Below are 15,812 nucleotides of genomic sequence, written 5' to 3'. Positions count from 1 at the left end.
CCTAATATTTCTCGAAGACTCCCAGACCAAAAAGGGCAAAATCATACTTTACAGGATCTTGCGGATCGAGTTTTCGAAGAGTTGAATCAAGCTCAGAAAGTGCTTTGGCATCATTTTGTTTCCGTTTTAGCAGCTTAAGTTTTCGAGCTACATTTCCGGAGTGTACATCCAGCGGACAGGAGAGCATAGAGGGAGAAATATCCTCCCAGATTCCAAAATCTACATTTCCGCTGTCTTTTCTTACCATCCACCGAAGAAACATGTTGATCCTTTTTGCTGCTGAATTTTTTAAAGGATCGCTTATGTGTTTTTCGGTTCTGCTTTCATGAGGTAACTCAAAAAACACTTTTTTAAACTCATGTATTGCCGGTTGAAGGGAATCTGGCTGTGCGTGATTAGTAAAAACACCCTCCAGTCCGTGGTGATTTTTATAAATATTTCTTAGAGATTGAAGGAAGTAGGTAAGGTCTGTTCCGTTAAAAGTTCGATGCACGAACTGCTGAAGCGACTCCAGATCTTCTTCTGAATGGTTCATTACAAAATCATGGGGAGAATTCTCCAGAAATTCCATTAGTTTATGAGCATTGTTTAAAATGCTTTTCCTGTTGCCCCAGGCTATAATAGAAGTTAAAAATCCTGCTATTTCAATATCCTCTTTTTTGGTAAAAAGGTGCGGAATCTGAACAGGATCTGAAGAAATAAAATCAGGTGTATTGTACTGTTCAACTTTAAAATCTAAAAACTCCTTTAATTCTGAACGTTTCAAATTGTATAGTTGTTTTTGGTTCTCCCAACTCTTTGAAGGGCTTTATGTTTTCTCAAAATTTAGTGACGAGAGGATATTATAATAGCCACGAATGCAAGAATATTTTTTGGCGTTTGCACCCGTACAGCGTATTTCTAACTTTAAACGATATTTCCATCCACCATCGTGAGTTTTCGGTCGGCCATATTCGCAAGCTCTTCATTATGGGTAACAATAACAAAGGTTTGCCCAAATTCCTTCCGAAGTTCAAAAAAGAGTTTGTGAAGGTTCTCAGCCGATTCACTGTCAAGATTTCCCGAGGGTTCGTCGGCAAAAATGACCCCGGGGTTATTGATGAGGGATCGTGCCACGGCTACTCTTTGTTGCTCTCCGCCACTCAGTTCCGATGGTTTGTGATTTGCTCTTGGTGCCAGACCTAGAAAATCAAGAAGTTCTTTTCCTCTTTTCTCCGCCTCTGCTTTTGGCGTCTTTTTAATAAAAGCCGGAATACAAATATTTTCCAGTGCAGTAAACTCCGGAAGGAGCTGATGAAACTGAAAAATAAATCCGATATTCTCATTTCTGAATTTTGATAACTCTTTGGACGACAGGGAATAAATATTGGTGTTGTTGACGAACAATTCACTTTCCTGCCTACGGTCAGGTAAATCAAGGGTTCCAAGTATTTGGAGCAGTGTGGTTTTCCCGGCGCCCGAAGCTCCTACAATCGAAACTATTTCTCCCTTAGGGATATGTAAATTCACTCCTTTAAGAACATGAAGATCATTGTATGACTTATGGATTTCCTTAGCTTCTATCATATTTAAATTTATCTTCTGCAATATTAATCTTTAATGATGTTTTTATCCGAATTATAGTCAATAAATTAAACAAGCCTCAGGGAGAAATCAAGTCTTTCAGGTTCTTCTAAAAGATCCTTAAGACTCTGGTCATAAGCTAATTCCCTGGAGCTATTTAAACTGAAAATTAAAAATACGATACAGGAGAAAAATTTCAGTTTTTTTTTAAAAGAAGGGATCCTGCGTATTTAAAATTTTGCATATATGCAGAAAAAAAGGCAAAAAAAGATAATAATCTCTTGGTCAGGTCATGGGTTTTTAAAGATACATCTAATCTTAAGATGATATAAACGGCAGGGGCTGCCATTGCGGTGAGCTGCCAAATATTAGTTAAAACAAGAAGGTAACACTTGATTTGGCTTTACTTTTATTTTATAAAATGGTAATTTGGGATTATGAGTAAAGAGAAATTAGAAAAAGCGACGTTTGCAGGAGGCTGTTTTTGGTGTACCGAAGCAGTTTTTCAAAGAGTAAAAGGAGTAGAGAAAGTGATTTCAGGGTTTACCGGAGGGAACATAAAAAATCCACCATACCGAGAGGTAATCACAGGTAGAACCGGACATGCAGAGGCGATAGAAATCCATTTTGACAGTGAGAGGATCTCGTATGAAGATCTTCTGAAGATATTTTTTACCACGCACGATCCAACTACATTAAACAGGCAGCAGAATGATTTGGGAACTCAGTATAGAAGTGCAATATTTTACCATTCTGAAGAACAAAAAAGACTGGCAGAAAAAGTAGTAAACCAATTGAAGGAAGAGGAAGTTTTCAGCAATCCAATTGTAACGGAAATAACAGAAGCCGGACCTTTTTATGAAGCTGAACAGGAGCATAGGGATTATTACAACCAGCACCGGAGTCAGCCTTACTGCCAGATCATTATTGATCCAAAAGTGCAGAAACTTAAACAATCCTTTGCAGATAAGCTGAAGTAGTTTAATAGGGAAAAGAGAATGAAGGGCAGACAGGAAACCTTGTTGTGATCTTTTATTTAAAGTGAATGCACTTTCTGTATCTTTCAGTGCAGCGATCCTTCTACCCTGGAATCTGGCACTTTTTTTGCTTTAAATAAATAAAAATCAGCTCGATGAATATTCAGAAAAAGAAATTGCTAATAAAAAGTGTGGTTTATGATGCCATAGGTATGGCATCTATGTCCATTCCACTTGTTGGTCCATTTTTAGATCTTGCATGGGCACCATATGCAGCAAAAAAAATGTCGGAAATGTATCCCGGAAGAAAAGGAAAACTTGCTTCTGTGATCGTCTTTTTAGAAGAGATCCTTCCGTTTACAGATGTGATACCAACTTTTACCTTAATGTGGCTCTATACTTTTGTATGGAAAAAGGAAGAGAGTTATATTGAAGTGGAAGCTCTTTAAAAAAATATTAAAAAGCTGTCTGAAAGACTATTTCTGTCAACCTGTCCCGAAAGGGGGTTGAAGAAGAGAAGTCTTTCAGACAGCTTTTTTGCTTACCCGTACTTTTTATAGAATAACTTTTACTCCCAGACTTACATTTCTACCCATGTTTGGGATTTCGTCTGTTTTTAAACGGGAAAGATGGGAAATATAGGTTTCATTTAGTAAATTCTTTCCGCTTACCCGCAGTTGGACTTCAGTGGTATCAATGCTAAAAGAAGTTCCAAAACCTGCGCTTAGCAGGGAATACCCTGCAGTTTCAGTTTCGAAAATACTGGTCCTGTTCTGTTCAAAAATACTTTTAAGACTAATAAAACTATAACTTTCGCTCAGCCACTTTTGGTCTCCTAATTCAAACCTTAAGGTATTAAGAATGGATTGCGCCGGAATCAACGGCAAATAGTTCCCGTTCTCCTGTTTTCCTATTACCAGTTCATAGGTGCTTTCAATGTGTAACCAATCCAAGGGATGAGGATGGATGTGCAACCCTGCTTCTCCACCATACATTTCGGCATTATTCTGGACATATTCAAAAACGTTGTTATCATCAATAATTTCTCCAGTTGGATTGAGATAAATATAATTGCTGATGTTGTTGTAGAAAGCATTGGTAAAAACCTCGAAGTGTTCATTCCGGTATTCCAGTGCAAGATCCAATTGATAATTCTGCTCATTTTTAAGGCTGGCATTTCCAATTTCATACCTGTTGGTGCCGTGGTGGCTTCCGTTAGAAGTAAGTTCTGCTAAATTGGGCGCACGAAATCCGGTGGCAAGATTGATCCTGGTGACGAAAGCCGGTGAAAAATCATATTTAACTCCAAAGGCACCATTAAAACTATTAAATTTTCTGTCTACTGCAGGAATAAATCCTTCATGCCCGGTTTCCCCAAAAGATTCACTGTCGATGCTCCTGTTGTCATATCTTATCCCAGCTTGTATATCCAGATTGTCCAGATGGTAATGGGTAGTAGCCAATATTCCGAAGTCTCTGATGGAGGCATCCGGAATGAGGATCTCTTCCCCAAAATTCTTGTTGTTCTGGAACATTCCCTGTACACCTACAATGGTTTCAAAATCTCCCATTCTTGGAAAATGGTACTTTGCATCGTAATTAATGGTTTCCAGATGCGTATCCAGGGCGGCCTCTTCTCCATGTTCTTCATGGACTTCTTCCTCGTCATGCTCTTCTTCTTCGCCGTGTTCATGGTCAGTCTCATGCTCATGCTCATGTTCGTGATGGTCTTCAAACTCCTTGCGGTCATTAAAGAGGTAACCAAGTTTTACATCCAGGCTTGAATTATCGAAATAGAATTTATTATCCAGGCTCAGAACGTGGTTTTGTACCTGTTGATACGGTTCTAAAACATCCTTTGAGGTTGATTGCAGTCCGATTTCTTCAGGAATTCCGGTCTTGCTGGCATTCAGGTTGTAGCGAAGATCACCATGATAATCGCCGCTTCTAAAGCCCACTCCGGTTTTAAGGTCCCATTCATCAAACCTGGAATTGGTGACGCGTTGCTCATTTCCGGTTTTATAATCACTGTGGACCTCATAGTTTCCACGTAATAAAAACTTTAACTTATTAGAAGAAGCTTTGAATCCGGCGTTGGTTCTTATACCTTCAGTATTGGTATTATAGGTAAAACCCGCATCGAGCTGTGAGGTTCTAACAGGTGCATATCTTTCCGGATTAAGATATAATACTCCACCTAAAGCATCGCTCCCGTAGAGTAAGGAAGCAGGTCCTTTGATCACTTCCACACTTTCCACGCCTGAATCACTTATTCCCAAGCCATGCTCATCCCCGAACTGCTGATTTTCAAATCTAACTCCCTGCGTATAGACAAGTACCCGATTCGAACTTAAACCTCTAATTACCGGTTTTCCTATTCCTGTGCCGGTAGTAATACTTTCCACCCCGGCAATCTGAGTAAGTCCTTCTGCCAGATTAATGGCTCCTGTTCTGGAAATTTCCTCTAGTGTTGCGCGTTCTACCTTCATGACGTTTTCACTTTGAAGTTGATGAAAAGGAGTAGAGATGATGATCTCTTCCATTTCAATGGCAGAAGGGGAAAGTATTATTTCAAGAGCCTCCTTTGATGGAACGACGATACTTCTCGTTCTACTGGAATATCCCAGTGAAGAAACCAGGAGGTTGTAGGTTCCGTTTGATATGCCCTGAAAAGAAAATTCCCCATCAAGATCTGTTATGGTACCGATATCCAGTTTAGAGATATATACTGTGGCACCTACCACAGGTTGATTTGTAGATTCGTCTTTAACTTGTCCGTTAAGGGAATTTTGACCATAGCTAAAAGTAGTCACTGCTATAAATAGCAGTAGAAATATGTTTTTCATTGATTGAAATTAAGTGATAGGTATAATGGGCAATAGCCCCTAAAAAACTTCTGTGGAATTAAGCCAGGGATGGAGGACCCCTTAAACTGAATGGAAGTTTTTGATGATCACTTAGGAAAATATAAGCAGAAACAGGTTTTGAATTCTCTATATCCGGAATATGAAATTCATAACTAAAAAGTGCAGCCGAAGAAATAGGGGCTTGCTGAAACTTAAAAAGTTCACAATCCAGATTTTTTTCGTGGAAATGACCTTCTGAATAATGGTTGCAATAGGTATGCTCGTGATTGGCAAAGAAATGTGCAAGTTTTACTGCGGAAGGAAACAACAGCAGTGAAACCAGAAAAATCAGACCGTATTTGGTAATTAATTTCAAAAGAATTATTTAATCAATCTTGAAAATCCAATTCTTCCCAGCATATTCTTCTCAAACGACCAGAAGAATTTGAACTGGCCGAAAATCCAACCATAGCATACCAGCAATACCTGATAAATCGGAAAAATAAGGAGGATACGAAGAACATAATAACTGAATCCACCCCACCAGAAATCCGGTGAAAAATTCATTCTGGCCAATCCCAGCATTTCAAGTAGCGGTTTAGCGACATATACGGAAGAAGATCCTGTTAAACCAAAGACGGTTATTATCAAGATAATTTGCCAGGTTGAGGAAATTCCCCAACGTTCTTTCAACTTTTCCATAACGCAAAGATATTAAAAACAAATTGGGTTATGGAAATGTATTTTTTCTATTCATGTTAAATCCTGGTAGGCACCGAAAACCGCTGATTATATCTTTGTGATAAATACACAAACCAGTAATACAGTTTGTAATTCACTTCGTAACCATAATCTATTTGGGGATCGTAATTAATTTGCTGTTCATAGATATTAGCATCATATCGAAAAGGTTGTTGAACTCTCTGGTTGTAATCTGCAACCAGAAACCGGTTTTTATTTTCCAGATAGGACTGCGAATAGTAGCCTTCTGGTCTTGCAATTGAATTTAAAAAGGTGGAAAATCCGGGTTCAATAATTATGATTTCGTATTCCAGGCTGTCATTTGCAATGCGCACCGTATCGTTGGCTGCAGCAGTGTCTGTGGTGTCATAAGGTCCCAAACCTTCCTCTCCGTAAAGTACACCATTCCTGGACTGCGTGGTAGAGCAGCTGTATATAAATAATCCAAGAAGCAGGAAATAAAGAAGGTTTTTCATAGTGTTTTCTTTGATGTAAGTTAGCAAATAAAAAGAAATAAATAATTCTGTTCCAGTAAATCAGCCTTTGAAAAAACTACCCAGGCCTTTCGATTTATCTTTTCCGCCAAAGAGTTTTCCGGCGACATCTTTTGCAATAGTACCATCGCCTGCAGAATCCATAAAAGTTTCCAGCAAGGATTGATCATGAGAGGAATTGGTACCGAGAACCGATCCTAAAAGATCTGAAATTCCGCCTTTCCCAACTTGGTCTTTTCTTTTTTGTTTTCCGAGGATTCCCATGACAACAGGAGCGGCCATTTGCAATAGTTTTGTAACCTTCGAACTCTCCATGCCCACAGCAGAACCTACACCTTCGGCAATCGAACCTTGTTTACCTCCAAAAATATGTTTGACAACGCCCGATCCTTCCTCCAGTAGTGCAGAAATATTTCCGGATTTTAGGTTGTCCAGAACAGAACCATCATGCTTTTCATCTTCAAGTGCTTTGTTCAGGTTTTCTTTGCCATCTTCACTCTGGCTGTTATTTTTCATCGCTCCCAAAAGCATCGGAAGGGCCATTCCTAAAGCCGATTTCACTTTCTCCGGACTTTCATCTACCTCTTTGCTTGATTTCTGAATAAACTGTTTTCCTGTATCTGATTCTAAAAAATCTAATATTGAAGCCATTTTTTACTTTTTATAGGTTTACTTCAATTTACTGTTTTTTATACTCAACCCCTTAATCCAGAAAGATTTTGACATAAAAAAATGCTTCTTTTAACAGAAGCATTTAATAAAATCTTAAATTAAAAGGTTACTTCTTCAGAAGATGTATGATCTGTTCTGCCAGTTCTATCCCAATTCTTTCCTGTGCTTCCACAGTAGAGGCTCCAATATGCGGACTTAAAGAAACATGACTGTTCATAAGCACCTGGATGGATGGAGTTGGTTCCTGTTCGAAAGTATCCAAACCTGCAAAGGAAAGTTTTCCAGATTCGAGGGCCTCGATTAATGCCACCTCATTGACCACACCGCCACGTGAGGTGTTAATGATCGCCGCTCCGTCCTTCATTCTTTCGATCTCTTTCTTACCTATTATAGGCTCTTTTTGCGCCGGAACATGTAACGTAATAAAATCTGCATGTTCGATGATTTGATCTACATGCTCTGTCCTAATTGGAATGGTGATGGTTTGGTCGTTATAAAAGTTAAGTGTAATTTCTGCTTCTCCTTCTTTCTGGTCGCTTGCAATCACCTTCATTCCCAGTCCCAGCGCAATCTTTGCAACCTGGCGGCCAATGCGGCCAAAGCCAATAATCCCAATAGTTTTACCTCTTAATTCGCTGCCTCTGGCATAACTTTTCTTTAATTCCTTAAACCGGGAATCACCTTCCAGCGGCATATTTCGATTGGAATCGTGTAAATAACGTACTCCGGTAAATAAATGTGCAAAAACAAGCTCTGCCACAGATTCCGAGGAAGCTGCAGGTGTATTGATTACATGAATGCCTTTGCTTTTGGCATACTCCACATCAATATTATCCATTCCTACTCCGCCGCGGCCAATAAGTTTAAGGCTGGGGCAGGAGTCAATAAGATCTTTCCGCACTTTGGTTGCACTTCTAACTAAAAGTACACTGATATCATTTTCATTAATGTACGACTTGAGCTGTTCCTGGGCGACTTTGACAGAGTCTACTTCAAAACCGGCCGCTTCCAGCGCTTTGATTCCGCTTTGGGATATGGGATCGTTTACTAAAACTTTCATTCAGTTGTTTTCTGTACTTATTCCTTTATTATGCCTTACGTTCTAATTCACTCATCACGTCTACTAGTACCTGTACACTTTCCAGTGGAAGGGCATTGTACATAGATGCACGATAACCTCCAACACTTCGGTGGCCGTTTAATCCGTTTACTCCGGCTTCCTTCCACATGGTATCAAAGGTTTCCTTTAGGTCGTCATTTAATAATGTGAAAGTCGCGTTCATAGTAGAACGATCCTTTTTATCTGCATATCCCTGAAATAATGGATTAATGTCAATTTCTGAATATAACAGAGCAGCTTTCTTTTCGTTTCTCTCTTCCATTGCTGCAATTCCGCCGTTCTTTTTGATCCATCTCAGTGTCAGCATTGAAGTATATACCGCAAATACCGCTGGTGTATTGAACATGCTCGCTTTATTGATATGGATCTTGTAATCCATCATGGAAGGTATAGATCTTTCCACTTTTCCCAGTATATCTTCTTTAATGACTACCAGAGTAGTTCCCGCCGGACCTAAATTTTTCTGAGCACCTGCATAGATCAGGTCAAATTTAGAAAAATCCAGTTCTCTAGAGAATATATCGCTGCTCATGTCACAAACGATGGGCTTCGGAGTATTCGGGAATTCTTTAATTTGGGTTCCGTAGATAGTATTGTTACTGGTACAGTGAAAGTAATCAACATCTGAAGGAATAAAATATCCTTTTGGAATATATCTAAAATCTTTATCGGCAGAAGAGGCTACTTCGGCCACATCCCCAAAAAGTTTGGCTTCTTTGATTGCTTTGGTAGACCAGGCTCCGGTGTTAAGGTATCCGGCTTTCACCTGTAACAGGTTGTAAGCCACCATAAGAAACTGGGTGCTTGCACCTCCCTGTAAAAACAGGGCTTTGTATCCTTTTCCTTCTAGACCCAATAGTTCGAGTGCAAGATTCCGGGCCTCCTCCATTACATCTACAAATTCCTTGCTTCGATGGGAGATTTCAAGAATGGATAACCCTGTGTTGTTGAAATCAAGGACTGCCTGAGAAGCCTCCTGGAATACTTCCTGCGGAAGAATGCAGGGGCCGGCACTATAATTATGTTTTTTCATATGAAGTTTTTTAACAGTTACAAATATGATAAAATCCTTAGGTTTTCCCTGTTAGGAAAATGATAATTTAAGAATTCACCTTTTTTCTGAAAAACCATTGGTTGCAGGTTTCTTCAGAAGTATTAAAATTTAATTCAGTTTATTGATCAGAAAATCCAAAGTGTCTACATTATCTGCATAATCCCACAATTCCGGATGCTGCGTTTGGCCAAAACTCACTGCGTTTTTTGTAATTCCATTTCCTACTACGCATTGGATCTCTTCCCGTCGATTAGATAATTCTTCCTTTAGCTGTGAAACATCAGAATAGGTTTCGTAAAACAAAGTAGCAATAGGGGAGCTTAAACTTTCATCTTCTTTTAAAATGAGGAATCCGTTTTCCAGAAGTTTGAACAAGCTCATTAGGTAAACCGCCTTGTTGTAATCATAATTATTGGCATACTTCGCCTGATTAATGATTGGGTTCCAGGAATAAATGCCTTTGAAAAATGCATCAAAATCATAGCCTTCAGGAACATAAAGCTTGGAAACATTGCGGCACCCCAATCCATAATACCTGAAAATGTCCTCACCTAAAAGTGACAGTTCTTCAGAAGTTTCATTTCCGGTAAGAACAGCCACCGAATTTCTATTTTTTCGAATAATAGAAGGTTTTCCGGCAAAATAAAATTCGAAATATCGCGCAGTGTTATTACTTCCGGTAGCAATAACCGCATCATAATCTTTCATTTTTTCTGCTCCTTCAGAAGATTCTTTTAAAAACTGAATTTTCTCCTTCCATTCGGGATTGATAGCTATTAGATAATCTGCCAGGATGGGAAGCAATAACTTATCATTTGTGGATTGTTTGACCAACACTTTATGCCCGCTGATAAGAACCGAAAGAAAATCGTGAAATCCTACTAACGGAATGTTACCGGCCATTATAATGCCTACAGTTTTTTGGCTGACTTTCTTGAGATCATAGGGGGCAAGCCATTTATCAAGATTATCCTGAGTTAAGGCCTTGCTCCATTGCTGTAGCGAAAAAATAATATTTTCTTTGGTAAACCAGCCGTTGTGATGCACCGCCAAATTTATTTGCTGTTGCAGCCGGTCGTAATGCGGATCGTTGTATGGTAGAGACTCTTGTTTCTTGTTTCCGGTGAAATCAAACTGACTTAAAAATTGTCCGAGGCTACTAATGTTTTTTTTTCGCTGTTCGATTGTCATGCGCTTATTTGTTTAAGAACTGTTTTGGCTTTAAATTTGTGCAAATTTAGAACAAAAATAAGCTATGGCAATTATTATAACAGATGAATGTATAAACTGTGGAGCTTGTGAACCTGAATGTCCAAACACCGCAATTTATGAAGGTGCCGACGACTGGAGATATGCAGACGGAACCGATCTTGACGGGAACGTGGTTTTACCAAATGGTAAAAAAGCAAATGCCGGGGAAGCGCAGGAGCCTTTAAGTGATGAAATATATTATATAGTACCCGATAAATGTACCGAGTGCAAAGGTTTCCATGATGAGCCACAATGTGCTGCGGTATGTCCAGTGGATTGTTGCGTTCCAGACCCTGCCAATGAAGAAACAGAGCAGGAATTACTGGAAAAGCAGGCTTTTATGCACCACGAATAAATTTGGAACCTTTGTCCTCCAGATAATTCCGGAGTACAAATTACATGGCTTTTTAGAGGCCCGGGACTCCTGTGAAAATTAAGAAATCCTTCAAGTACACACCTGAAGGATTTTTCTTTATGTTATATGAATGCAAAAAGAGGCTATTTATATAATTTTATAAATAGCCTCTTTTTTTATTAAAGTATCTGGTTCTATTATTTGATCTCAACTACTTCAAGATCGAAAATAAGATCTTTTCCTGCTAACGGGTGATTTCCGTCAACAACAATAGATTCATCTTTTACTTCAGTAACAACGAGGTTCATTTCACGCCCATCAGGACTTTTTGAAACAAGACCCATTCCTACTTCCGGTTTGATCTCTTCGGGAAGTTGACTTTTATCTACTTCCTGTACCAGTTCTGGCCTTGGTTCACCGTAAGCTTCTTCAGAAGGGATATTGATGGTTTTCTTTTCATTTACTCCCATATTAAGTAACCCTTTTTCAAAACCTGGAATTAGTTGTCCCTGGCCCAGAGTAAATTCAATTGGCTCTCTTTCCAAAGAACTATCGAAAACCTGTCCGTCTTCTAATTTTCCGGTGTAATGTACTTTTACGGTATCATCTTGTTTTACCTGACTCATAAAATTGTATTTATCAATTAAAAAATTTAAACTGAAATGAAAATAAAATCAGAAGAAAAAGACAGTGCTTTCGCAAAAAGATAGGTATTCCACATTTCAGAGTGCAAAGGTACACTTATATGAGCAAAAGACAAATTTACAGGGCTTTTATGCTCTTTTCTTACATAAATATTAACTAGAAAGGCAGTTTTCCTTCATTTTGATTAAAAATATTCAAAAAACTGAAATCCTAATCAGATCCTGAACCTGGCCGGAATGATTTATAAATTGGAGAATAGAAAATAAGTTCATAGATTTATTGAATTCAATATAATTTATTAGTTCTAATCATCCAAAATTCACATCATCTGTAAACAAAACCTACACAATTATGAAAGAATACAACTCCTCTAAAGGTACTTCCAGAAGAAATTTTATTAAAAGTACCGCAATTGCCTCTACAGGATTTATGATTATTCCGCGTCATGTCATGGGTGGAACCGGATTTTTAGCTCCCAGTGACCGACTCATAGTCGCAGGAATTGGAGTAGGAGGAAAGGGAGAAAGTGATATCAACAGTTTTGCGCAGACAGGGAAGGCAGATATTGGTTTTTTATGCGATGTGGATGACAGAAGAGCGGCTAATTCAATTGCACGTTTTCCGAAAGCAAAATATTATAAAGACTGGCGGGAACTTATGGATAAAGAATCCGGAAACTTTGATGCTGTCTCTGTTTCTACTCCAGATCATAACCATGCAGTCCAAACCCTGGCTGCAATGGAATTGGGAAAACATGTATATGTTCAGAAACCTTTGACACATGATATTTATGAAGCCCGGAAATTAACGGAAGCTGCAAAAAACTACAAAGTTGTAACCCAGATGGGAAATCAGGGGGCTTCCGGAGATGGAGTGCGAAAACTGAAGGAGTGGTATAATGCAGATTTAATTGGAAAAGTTCATACGGTTTACTGCTGGACCGACCGCCCCGTATGGCCGCAGGGAATTCCATGGCCGCAAAAGTCTGCTCCAGTTCCGCAGGAGCTGGATTGGGATCTATGGCTTGGAACAGCACCGTATAAAGATTACATAGAAGGATTGGTGCCATTTAACTGGCGCGGCTGGTGGGATTATGGAACCGGTGCTTTGGGCGATATGGGATGCCACTTAATAGAGGCTCCTTATTCTGTTCTCAAACTTGGATATCCTAAAGATGTACAATGTAGTGTGGGAAGTGTATATGTAGATGAATTTAGGAGAGGATATTTCCCGGAGAGTTGCCCTCCTTCCAGTCACGTGATCATGACTTTTCCCGGAAATGAAAGAACTGACGGAGATCTTACCATGCACTGGATGGACGGTGGAATAAAACCAATGCGCCCCGAAGAGCTGGGGCCAAACGAAACTTTTGGAGATGGTGGAAACGGAGTACTGTTTATAGGGACCAAAGGGAAAATGATGTGTGGTACTTATGGAGAAAATCCGCAATTATTGCCAACTTCCAAAACCGCCGAAGTAAATGTTCCGCAGCAATATGACAGAGTTCCGGGTGGTGCAGACGGGCATTACGGCCAATGGGTGGAAGGTGCGATCGCCGGCCACGGAAAGAAAGAAATGAGTTCTCCTTTTGAAATCGCAGGGCCTTTAACCGAAACCTTGCTCATCGCCAATCTTGCAATAAGAGGATTTGATGTAAGGAAACCTGTGGTTAACCAGCAGGGTAATACCTCCTATGAATACCCGGGAAGGGATATTAAAATGATCTGGGATGCACAAAACATACGGGTCACCAATCTGGATGAAGTAAATCAATTCGTTAAAAGAGACTATCGTAACGGCTATAGTTTAGGATAAAAAACATTCCATTCAATAAATTTCTGTTCAGATCGTTTAGAAATGAATCAAAATTTTAAATTATGTTTCACATAAAAATTTTTCAATTTCTTTTTGTTCTGATGGGATTTTACGTTCTTACAGGTATATCTGCCTGTGATTTTCCATCAGAAGATAAAGATGGGAACGGGGAAGAGGTTCTAGTTTTTAGCGATACCCTTACTGTTACCGCTTCTGCCTATAATTCACTGCGGTTACAGGGAGAAGGAAATGTTAACATAACTGCATGGGGGGATACCCTTGTACCGGGAATGAAAAGTATTGCCGTTTCCCGGGATCTCGTGAGAAAGGGTTTAACTCACGGTACACCGGTAGTTATTGAAGGATTTGAAGGTCTTTTTATTGTAAATGATAAAATGCACCAGCGCTGGCGGAACAAAATTGATATCTACATGGGAATAAATAAGGAAAAAGCCATGGATTGGGGAAGAAAGAAAGTAAAGATAAGTTTCCCTGGGCAGGAACAAAGAGAAGTGGAATAACAAAGGATAAGGAATGAGCAAAGGAATAAGACCAATTATAAAGAACAGTATAGAATTTTTTAGAGAAAAATTATCTAAAGAAAACGAGGAGCTTTCCTTTTATATAATCATCCTAATCTCTTTTATTGTTTTTGTAATTGGTACAAATCTTTTTGTAGAGCTTAGCGATGAAGTAACCGGTAATACCGTTGAAAGTTTTGATCGTAGTGTAACAGAGTATGTTACGTCCTTCAGGTCTCCGAGCCTTACTTCGTTTTTTATATTTATAACAGATATGGGCGACGTGTATGCTTACATTGCCGCAATGATCCTGGTAACCATCTTTCTTTTTGTTAAACTAAGAAGCTGGAAATTTATTTTTCAGCTGCTAGGGGTTCTTGTATTATCTGCACTTTCCAATATTGCATTGAAAAAAGTTTTCGACAGGGCCCGACCTAAAGAAGAGCACCTGGTTGTTATTGAATCTTTAAGCTATCCCAGTGGACACGCGATGAGCGCTATGGCCTTCTACGGATTCCTAATTTACCTGCTCTACCAGATAAAAATGAATAAATTGGTACGGATAATCCTCTCTATTGCTTTCGCTTTATTAATTTTATTCATTGGAGTTAGCCGTATCTATCTCGGAGTCCATTTTCCTTCAGATGTGGCAGGTGGCTTTATAGCCGGCTTGATTTGGGTGGCTTTTTGTATTGTACTGTTTAATGTGATCGATCTTTTGAGAAAAAGAAACCGTACGGAAGTAGAAGAAAATCTGGAGACAGAATAAAAATCCCTTTCCTTAGATTTTAATAGTTCCTTTAGAATTCTTCTGCAGGATATTATTTATCTTACCTGTAAATCCTTTTATGAGCCTAAACAAAGTCTATTATTCAAATACCTATATGGTACTTGAATTTTTGTTTTTCTTTGTTTTTGTACCCTTCATTACCATAGAATATTTGGAAGGCTGGTGGAAAGTAATTCCGCTTTTACTTATTGCTGTTTTTTTCGGAATGCTGTTATGGAAAGATCCGGATTTTGATAAAGGGAATTTCATCAGGTTTGATCGCGCCTATTTCAGGAAAAGCGTTCCAAGGATCATGATCATTAGTATTTTACTGGTATGGTTTACCTGGTGGATTTTTCCTCATTTGTTTTTGAAATATCCAGTGAAGGAGTTTGGAAGATATGTCCTTACTTTTTTCCTGTATCCCATAGTATCTGTACTGCCACAGGAAATCATTTACAGAATGTATTTTTTCCAGCGGTACAAGAAAATCGTGCCAGAGAAATACCTGCTCATGTTGAGCAATGCCATTATTTTTGGATTAACACATTTGATTTATGATAACCTGGTGGCACCCATAGCGACTTTTCTGGTATGCTGGATCTTCATTTTTAATTACTTAAAAACCCAGAGTTTGTTAAATGTAAGCCTTGAGCATTATATCTATGGGTTGGTTATGTTCACCGTTGGCTTCGGACATTTTTTTGCATAAATTTCAAGCTCTAGAAACCTATACTTCCTAAAAGCCACCACAGGATGATGAACACTATAATTATTCCGAAGCAACCGCAGCCACCTCCGAGTTTTTTGGCACCCCATCCTGCAATAATAGCTCTTAGAATCTTTTTCATAGCAATTTTTTCAAATATCAAATAAAAATAAAAGAATCCTGAATTCTGTGAAGCGGCTTTGTGAAAACTTTAAAAGAATAGTTTAACTGAACCTTAATTTAAAAACTTTGAGGTTTTTGTACCTTCAGGTTTTAAATA

The 15,812-nt window shown here is 38.9% G+C and carries 19 protein-coding genes; 7 read left to right on the top strand and 12 right to left on the bottom strand.

What is annotated here, in order from left to right; all coding sequences use genetic code 11:
- Position 1 precedes the first annotated feature (1 nt).
- Entirely contained in the window at positions 2 to 766 is a 765-nt protein-coding gene (locus IE056_RS05660) for a TIGR02757 family protein (RefSeq protein WP_189603710.1), read from the bottom strand.
- Between the two features lie 140 nt (positions 767 to 906).
- A complete protein-coding gene (locus IE056_RS05655; protein WP_189603709.1) occupies positions 907 to 1,566 on the bottom strand; it encodes an ABC transporter ATP-binding protein in 660 nt (219 codons plus the stop codon).
- A gap of 434 nt (positions 1,567 to 2,000) precedes the next feature.
- Here IE056_RS05655 and msrA point away from each other — a divergent pair, with 434 nt between their 5' ends.
- Both msrA and IE056_RS05645 read left to right on the top strand, forming a co-directional pair.
- Positions 2,001 to 2,543: a peptide-methionine (S)-S-oxide reductase MsrA gene (gene msrA, locus IE056_RS05650; protein ID WP_189603708.1), complete on the top strand. Its 543-nt coding sequence runs from the start codon at positions 2,001 to 2,003 to the stop codon at positions 2,541 to 2,543.
- 152 nt (positions 2,544 to 2,695) lie between these two features.
- Positions 2,696 to 2,989: a hypothetical protein gene (locus tag IE056_RS05645; RefSeq protein ID WP_189603707.1), complete on the top strand. Its 294-nt coding sequence runs from the start codon at positions 2,696 to 2,698 to the stop codon at positions 2,987 to 2,989.
- Between the two features lie 105 nt (positions 2,990 to 3,094).
- On the opposite strand, the gene IE056_RS05640 is transcribed toward IE056_RS05645, so the two are convergent.
- From IE056_RS05640 to IE056_RS05605, 8 genes are all read right to left on the bottom strand, one after another.
- Complete coding sequence (locus IE056_RS05640) at positions 3,095 to 5,386, bottom strand: TonB-dependent receptor (RefSeq protein WP_189603706.1); 2,292 nt, start codon at positions 5,384 to 5,386, stop codon at positions 3,095 to 3,097.
- A gap of 58 nt (positions 5,387 to 5,444) precedes the next feature.
- Entirely contained in the window at positions 5,445 to 5,762 is a 318-nt protein-coding gene (locus IE056_RS05635; protein WP_229793665.1) for a hypothetical protein, read from the bottom strand.
- Between the two features lie 5 nt (positions 5,763 to 5,767).
- The gene (locus IE056_RS05630) at positions 5,768 to 6,088 is read right to left on the bottom strand and encodes a DUF6787 family protein (RefSeq protein WP_189603705.1); all 321 of its coding nucleotides are present in this window, start codon (positions 6,086 to 6,088) and stop codon (positions 5,768 to 5,770) included.
- 56 nt (positions 6,089 to 6,144) lie between these two features.
- A complete protein-coding gene (locus IE056_RS05625; protein ID WP_189603704.1) occupies positions 6,145 to 6,603 on the bottom strand; it encodes a DUF6146 family protein in 459 nt (152 codons plus the stop codon).
- A 60-nt stretch (positions 6,604 to 6,663) separates the two neighbouring features.
- The gene (locus IE056_RS05620) at positions 6,664 to 7,272 is read right to left on the bottom strand and encodes a DUF937 domain-containing protein (protein ID WP_189603703.1); all 609 of its coding nucleotides are present in this window, start codon (positions 7,270 to 7,272) and stop codon (positions 6,664 to 6,666) included.
- A gap of 127 nt (positions 7,273 to 7,399) precedes the next feature.
- Complete coding sequence (locus IE056_RS05615; RefSeq protein ID WP_189603702.1) at positions 7,400 to 8,353, bottom strand: D-2-hydroxyacid dehydrogenase; 954 nt, start codon at positions 8,351 to 8,353, stop codon at positions 7,400 to 7,402.
- Positions 8,354 to 8,381: 28 nt separating this feature from the next.
- On the bottom strand, positions 8,382 to 9,446 hold the full coding sequence (serC, locus tag IE056_RS05610) for a 3-phosphoserine/phosphohydroxythreonine transaminase (RefSeq protein ID WP_189603701.1): 1,065 nt from the start codon (positions 9,444 to 9,446) through the stop codon (positions 8,382 to 8,384).
- A 129-nt stretch (positions 9,447 to 9,575) separates the two neighbouring features.
- Positions 9,576 to 10,658: an acyl-CoA reductase gene (locus IE056_RS05605; protein ID WP_189603700.1), complete on the bottom strand. Its 1,083-nt coding sequence runs from the start codon at positions 10,656 to 10,658 to the stop codon at positions 9,576 to 9,578.
- 64 nt (positions 10,659 to 10,722) lie between these two features.
- Here IE056_RS05605 and IE056_RS05600 point away from each other — a divergent pair, with 64 nt between their 5' ends.
- Positions 10,723 to 11,073: a 4Fe-4S dicluster domain-containing protein gene (locus IE056_RS05600; RefSeq protein ID WP_189603699.1), complete on the top strand. Its 351-nt coding sequence runs from the start codon at positions 10,723 to 10,725 to the stop codon at positions 11,071 to 11,073.
- Positions 11,074 to 11,270: 197 nt separating this feature from the next.
- Here IE056_RS05600 and IE056_RS05595 read toward each other — a convergent pair whose 3' ends face one another.
- The gene (locus IE056_RS05595; RefSeq protein WP_189603698.1) at positions 11,271 to 11,699 is read right to left on the bottom strand and encodes an FKBP-type peptidyl-prolyl cis-trans isomerase; all 429 of its coding nucleotides are present in this window, start codon (positions 11,697 to 11,699) and stop codon (positions 11,271 to 11,273) included.
- Between the two features lie 370 nt (positions 11,700 to 12,069).
- Here IE056_RS05595 and IE056_RS05590 point away from each other — a divergent pair, with 370 nt between their 5' ends.
- From IE056_RS05590 to IE056_RS05575, 4 genes are all read left to right on the top strand, one after another.
- Positions 12,070 to 13,533, top strand: coding sequence for a Gfo/Idh/MocA family protein (locus IE056_RS05590; protein WP_189603697.1), 1,464 nt, complete (start codon positions 12,070 to 12,072; stop codon positions 13,531 to 13,533).
- 62 nt (positions 13,534 to 13,595) lie between these two features.
- Positions 13,596 to 14,054, top strand: coding sequence for a 3D domain-containing protein (locus IE056_RS18665; protein WP_308427601.1), 459 nt, complete (start codon positions 13,596 to 13,598; stop codon positions 14,052 to 14,054).
- 13 nt (positions 14,055 to 14,067) lie between these two features.
- Positions 14,068 to 14,823, top strand: coding sequence for a phosphatase PAP2 family protein (locus tag IE056_RS05580; protein ID WP_189603696.1), 756 nt, complete (start codon positions 14,068 to 14,070; stop codon positions 14,821 to 14,823).
- 79 nt (positions 14,824 to 14,902) lie between these two features.
- Positions 14,903 to 15,535 carry a CPBP family glutamic-type intramembrane protease gene (locus tag IE056_RS05575; protein WP_189603695.1) on the top strand — a complete coding sequence of 211 codons (633 nt, stop codon included), beginning with the start codon at positions 14,903 to 14,905 and terminating at the stop codon, positions 15,533 to 15,535.
- A 10-nt stretch (positions 15,536 to 15,545) separates the two neighbouring features.
- Here IE056_RS05575 and IE056_RS18600 read toward each other — a convergent pair whose 3' ends face one another.
- Positions 15,546 to 15,674 carry a hypothetical protein gene (locus IE056_RS18600; RefSeq protein WP_262891440.1) on the bottom strand — a complete coding sequence of 43 codons (129 nt, stop codon included), beginning with the start codon at positions 15,672 to 15,674 and terminating at the stop codon, positions 15,546 to 15,548.
- Between the last annotated feature and the right edge of the window lie 138 nt (positions 15,675 to 15,812).

It is taken from the genome of Salinimicrobium marinum (genome assembly GCF_014651535.1).
Taxonomy (GTDB): domain Bacteria; phylum Bacteroidota; class Bacteroidia; order Flavobacteriales; family Flavobacteriaceae; genus Salinimicrobium; species Salinimicrobium marinum.
The sequence above is the reverse complement of the archived record's forward strand: the minus strand, read 5'-3'. Positions and strand labels throughout refer to the sequence as shown.

Coding starts and splice junctions, on each gene's coding strand:
- IE056_RS05605 (WP_189603700.1), bottom strand. CDS start 10,658: ATGACAATCGAACAGCGAAAAAAAAACATTAGTAGCCTCGGACAATTT.
- IE056_RS05640 (WP_189603706.1), bottom strand. CDS start 5,386: ATGAAAAACATATTTCTACTGCTATTTATAGCAGTGACTACTTTTAGC.
- msrA (WP_189603708.1), top strand. CDS start 2,001: ATGAGTAAAGAGAAATTAGAAAAAGCGACGTTTGCAGGAGGCTGTTTT.
- IE056_RS05630 (WP_189603705.1), bottom strand. CDS start 6,088: ATGGAAAAGTTGAAAGAACGTTGGGGAATTTCCTCAACCTGGCAAATT.
- IE056_RS05600 (WP_189603699.1), top strand. CDS start 10,723: ATGGCAATTATTATAACAGATGAATGTATAAACTGTGGAGCTTGTGAA.
- IE056_RS05655 (WP_189603709.1), bottom strand. CDS start 1,566: ATGATAGAAGCTAAGGAAATCCATAAGTCATACAATGATCTTCATGTT.
- IE056_RS18665 (WP_308427601.1), top strand. CDS start 13,596: ATGTTTCACATAAAAATTTTTCAATTTCTTTTTGTTCTGATGGGATTT.
- IE056_RS05580 (WP_189603696.1), top strand. CDS start 14,068: ATGAGCAAAGGAATAAGACCAATTATAAAGAACAGTATAGAATTTTTT.
- IE056_RS05620 (WP_189603703.1), bottom strand. CDS start 7,272: ATGGCTTCAATATTAGATTTTTTAGAATCAGATACAGGAAAACAGTTT.
- IE056_RS05575 (WP_189603695.1), top strand. CDS start 14,903: ATGAGCCTAAACAAAGTCTATTATTCAAATACCTATATGGTACTTGAA.
- IE056_RS05590 (WP_189603697.1), top strand. CDS start 12,070: ATGAAAGAATACAACTCCTCTAAAGGTACTTCCAGAAGAAATTTTATT.
- IE056_RS05645 (WP_189603707.1), top strand. CDS start 2,696: ATGAATATTCAGAAAAAGAAATTGCTAATAAAAAGTGTGGTTTATGAT.
- IE056_RS05595 (WP_189603698.1), bottom strand. CDS start 11,699: ATGAGTCAGGTAAAACAAGATGATACCGTAAAAGTACATTACACCGGA.
- serC (WP_189603701.1), bottom strand. CDS start 9,446: ATGAAAAAACATAATTATAGTGCCGGCCCCTGCATTCTTCCGCAGGAA.
- IE056_RS18600 (WP_262891440.1), bottom strand. CDS start 15,674: ATGAAAAAGATTCTAAGAGCTATTATTGCAGGATGGGGTGCCAAAAAA.
- IE056_RS05625 (WP_189603704.1), bottom strand. CDS start 6,603: ATGAAAAACCTTCTTTATTTCCTGCTTCTTGGATTATTTATATACAGC.
- IE056_RS05615 (WP_189603702.1), bottom strand. CDS start 8,353: ATGAAAGTTTTAGTAAACGATCCCATATCCCAAAGCGGAATCAAAGCG.